Raw genomic sequence first — 3,492 nt, forward strand, 5'->3', positions numbered from 1 at the left:
GAATGGGGACGCGGCGGGAAGTGGGGGACGTGGCGGAGGCGGAGGGCGTGCGCCTGCTGGAGTCGCAGGGCTTCCGGGTGGTGGCGCGCAACTGGACGTGCCGCTACGGCGAGCTGGACATCGTGGCGGAGCAGGGGGAGCTCATGTGCTTCGTGGAGGTGCGCATGCGCTCCACGGCGGCGTGGGGCGACCCGTCGCACACCGTGTCCTTCGCCAAGCAGCGCCGGGTGGTGAAGGCCGCGTTGCACTACCTCTTCCAGAACGGCATCGACGGGCGCATGGTGCGCTTCGACGTCATCTCCGTCGTGGGCCAGGGCGAGCACGCCCGGGTGGAGCACCTGCCCGCCGCCTTCGACGCTGGCATGTAAAGGAATCCGTCCCTTGGTTGGAACGCTCTACCTCGTGGCCACGCCCATCGGGAACCTGGGGGACGTCACCGCCCGGGCCCTGGAGACGCTGCGCACCGTGGGCCTCCTCGCGTGCGAGGACACCCGGCACTCGCGCATCCTGTTGGACCACTTCGGCATCACCGGGAAGGACCTGGTGAGCCTGCCCGCCTTCGCGGAGGGGCAGCGCGCCGGGCGCATCCTGGATCGCATCGAAGCAGGGGAGGACTGCGCGCTCGTCACCGACGCGGGCAGCCCTGGCATCAGCGACCCGGGAGAGAAGCTGGTGGCGGAGGCGCTGGAGCGCGGCCTGAAGGTGGAGCCGGTGCCCGGGCCCACGGCGCTGGTGGCCGCCCTGAGCGCGTCCGGCCTGCCCACCGGGCGCTTCCACTTCCTGGGCTTCCTGCCGCGAAAGGGGCCGGAGCGCCGGGCCATGCTGGACGAGGTGGCCCCCCTGTCCGCCACCTGCGTCCTCTACGAGTCCCCGCGCCGCCTGGCGGAGACGCTGGTGGACCTCCAGGAGGCCTGGGGCGACCGCCGCGCGTGCGTGGCGCGCGAGCTGACCAAGCTGCACGAGGAGTTCGTCCGGGGCCCGCTGTCCGCGCTCGTGGCGCGCTACGCGGGCGAGGAGACCCGGGGCGAGGTGGTGGTGCTGGTGGAGGGCCGCACCGGCGAGCAGCGCTGGAGCGAGGACGAGCTGCGCCGGGCGCTGGAGGCGGGTCTGGCTCGCGGCGAGAAGCTCAAGCCGCTGAGCACGGAGCTGGCCCGCCGCGCGGGGTGGCCTGGCCAGGAGGTGTACCGGCTGGGCCTGGGGCTGAAGCAGCGGTAGGGGAGGCCCACCGCTGCTTCGTCAGGTGGGGGGCCTTCAGAAGCTGAAGGTCGCGCCCAGGTCGAAGCGGAACGTGGTGCTCTGGATGGCCCGGAAGCGGCGGGACACCAGGTCGTAGCGCCAGTCGAACGTGGGGTTCAGCTCATCCGAGCCCGGGGCGGTGTCCACCTGTCCGTCGCCGTTCAGGTCCTGGCCAATGGCCTCGGACGTGAGCAGGTGGTCCGTGTTGTAGAGGAAGTTGCCGGAGGCGCGGATGGTGAAGGCCTCGGCGGCGCGGGCGATGACGCCCACCTGGCCACCCACCTGGAAATAGTCGTCGGAGGTGAGCAGCTTGCGCAGCGCGGAGCTCAGCTCGTTGTAGTACCGGCCGCGGCCCACGTAGTTGCCCATGAGCCGCAGGTCCAGGGCGAACTTCTGGGACCGGGCCGCGTTCTCGAAGGGCACCAGCTCCATGCCGAAGGTGAGCGCCGTCTGCGAGGGGGCCTTGATGCCCGTCTCCTGGCGGGTCCACGGCTCTTTGTAGCAGTTGTACGGCGCGCCCAGGTTGGGCCGCCCGTCGCCGAAGTTGGGCGGGGGAGTGACGGACTGATCGCAGTTGGAGTAGGCGCCGGGGCCGCGCACCGGGATGGTGTGGGACGCCTTGAAGTACGGCTCCGCCACGCCCATCTTCCGGGAGAAGGTCGTGTAGAGCTGGTACTTGTGGACGCGGTCGCCCACGTTGCCGCGCCCATCCTTCTGCGGGTCTTCCGGGTCGGTGTTGTCCAGGCTCGGATCGCGCTGCTTGGCGGTGGGCGCCTCGTAGTCGATGCCGATGATCCACGTGGGCTTGGTGTCGTCCTTCTCCTGGTTGAAGAAGGCGTACGCCAGGCCGAAGTGCACGTTGCCCAGGCCGCCGCGGTAGCTCTCCTGGGGCACCTGGAACAGCCGGCCCGCGCAACCATCAGCTCCGTCCTTGTAAGGCGAGCCGTCCGCGTCGAAGCAGCTGTTGGTGATGGTGGAGTTGTCCTGGTTCGTGCCGGACACGAAGTTCCAGGTCTCGTTCTGCTGGAAGACGATGGGCAGCTTGAAGCTGAACTCCAGGTCCTTCCACAGGCCGAAGGCCACGGCCAGATTCAGCCGTGCGTCCGTGCCCTTGTACCAGAGCTCGTTGACCTCCGAGACGTCGGTGGCGTCACCGCCGCGAAGCTGCTCGCGGACGATCTTCGCGCGCGTCTGCGTACGCTCGAAGCCCACGTCGAGGAAGAGGTCGAACGGATCATCATCCTCGAACGAGGAAGCAATCCGGGTGATCTCCGCCGCGCTGGCGGCGAAAGGCACGCCCAGCGTCAGCGCGGCGATGACGGCGCGAAACCTGTGCATCCACTACCTCCGACGACCACGGCCCAGGGCTGCCAGCTAGCCGTGCCGTCGGAGGAGTGTCAAGAAATGGGTGGGGCTTTACTTCCCCGCGACGGAGGTTCCCAGCAATCCATCCAGCCGCTGGACCTCGGTGTCGAAGGCGCCCTTATGGGCGGCCGCCAGGGACGCGCGGAAGGTCTTGTGCTGGTCGAAGGGGTCCAGGACCCGGTTTTCGCCCAGCATGAGCTGGTAGTGCAGGTGGGGGGCGAAGGAGTGGCCCGTGTTGCCGCTCTGGGCCAGCACCTGGCCCGCGTTCACGCGCATCCCGGCCTGGATGCTCTTGGGCAGCTCCGCCAGGTGCAGGAAGAGGGCGCGGCGGCCCTTGCCCCCGGTTTCCACCAGCTCGATGCAGTTGCCGTTGCTGCCAAAGTTCCAGTTCTTGCGCTTGATGACGCCCGCGAAGGGCGCCCGGACCGTCGTGCCCACCGGCGCGCGGAAGTCCACGCCCTTGTGGCCGCGGCCGTCGCGCAGCAGCGAGGTGATCTGCTCGTAGCTGTCGATGGGGGACTTCTCCATCCGCAGCTCCAACTCGTCGCCGCCGGGCAGGTAGTAGCGGGCGTTCGCCTCACCCGCGGGCGTGAAGCGGTAGGCGCGGTGCGTCTGGCCCGTCTTGCCGCTCACGAAGCGCACCGCGTACACCAGCGGCTCCTCGTTGGGGCGGCGCTGGAAGAGCACGTCCAGGGTGTCCCCCCGGAGGATTTCGCCGGGTACGCGCACCCACCACACCAGCGTGCGCGTCACCACCTGCGCCAGGGCGGGGCCCACGGTGGCGTCGGAGGCCTGGACGAGCGCCGTCTCCAGCGGGCCCTCGATGCGGATGGACACGCGCTCCAGGCCCGCGGCCTTCACGGGGTCGGTGGGCGCGGGCGGGGCCACGGG

The 3,492-nt window shown here is 69.9% G+C and carries 4 protein-coding genes; 2 read left to right on the forward strand and 2 right to left on the reverse strand.

Translation table 11 applies throughout. The features are described 5' to 3' along the window. Positions 1-2 precede the first annotated feature (2 nt). The gene (locus tag D7W82_RS38840; protein ID WP_120623073.1) at positions 3-368 is read left to right on the forward strand and encodes a YraN family protein; all 366 of its coding nucleotides are present in this window, start codon (positions 3-5) and stop codon (positions 366-368) included. A 13-nt stretch (positions 369-381) separates the two neighbouring features. Next, a complete protein-coding gene (gene rsmI, locus D7W82_RS38845) occupies positions 382-1,215 on the forward strand; it encodes a 16S rRNA (cytidine(1402)-2'-O)-methyltransferase (protein WP_120623074.1) in 834 nt (277 codons plus the stop codon). Positions 1,216-1,251: 36 nt separating this feature from the next. Here the strand turns inward: rsmI and D7W82_RS38850 are convergent, their stop codons facing one another. Together D7W82_RS38850 and D7W82_RS38855 are read right to left on the reverse strand one after the other, a co-directional pair. Continuing rightward, positions 1,252-2,574 (reverse strand): hypothetical protein, encoded by a 1,323-nt coding sequence (locus D7W82_RS38850; RefSeq protein ID WP_120623075.1) that lies wholly within the window; start codon positions 2,572-2,574, stop codon positions 1,252-1,254. Between the two features lie 78 nt (positions 2,575-2,652). Continuing rightward, positions 2,653-3,492: M23 family metallopeptidase (locus D7W82_RS38855; RefSeq protein ID WP_147439768.1), on the reverse strand; the 840-nt coding region annotated here is incomplete at its 5' end.

Origin of the sequence: Corallococcus sp. CA049B (genome assembly GCF_003611685.1) — a bacterium.
GTDB classification, from domain to species: Bacteria; Myxococcota; Myxococcia; order Myxococcales; family Myxococcaceae; genus Corallococcus; species Corallococcus coralloides.

Coding starts and splice junctions, on each gene's coding strand:
- D7W82_RS38840 (WP_120623073.1), top strand. CDS start 3: ATGGGGACGCGGCGGGAAGTGGGGGACGTGGCGGAGGCGGAGGGCGTG.
- D7W82_RS38850 (WP_120623075.1), bottom strand. CDS start 2,574: ATGCACAGGTTTCGCGCCGTCATCGCCGCGCTGACGCTGGGCGTGCCT.